This window comes from Pseudomonas sp. UBA5666 (assembly GCF_002420785.1).
Taxonomy (GTDB): domain Bacteria; phylum Pseudomonadota; class Gammaproteobacteria; order Pseudomonadales; family Pseudomonadaceae; genus Aquipseudomonas; species Aquipseudomonas fulva.
On record NZ_DIIQ01000016.1, the window covers coordinates 1 to 317 of the forward strand.

1 protein-coding gene is annotated in these 317 nt (G+C 70.7%); it reads left to right on the forward strand.

Annotated features, from left to right (window positions below):
• Positions 1 to 317, forward strand: a 317-nt coding sequence (locus B2Y33_RS09720; protein WP_288632883.1) for a DUF2076 family protein, incomplete at both ends; no start/stop codon positions are given.

Genomic DNA, 317 nt, shown 5'->3' on the forward strand with positions numbered 1-317 from the left:
TGGCGCGAGCCGGCGGCACCTGGCTTCTCGCAGCCGCCGGCCCAGCAGCCGGGCTTTGGCGCAGCGCCCGCGCGTGGCGGTGCCAGCAGCTTCCTGGGCGGCGCCATGCAGACTGCGGCCGGTGTAGCCGGGGGTGTCTTGCTGGCCCAGGGCATCAGCAGCCTGTTCAACCACAACGCCCAGCCCGAAGAGGTGGTCGAGGTGATCAAGGAGGAGCCTGCGCAGGCCAGTGACAGTGGCGGCTGGACCGACCAGAACGAGCAGCAGCACGTGGCCGACAACAGCGGCTGGGGCAGCGACCAGGGCGGTTACAGTGA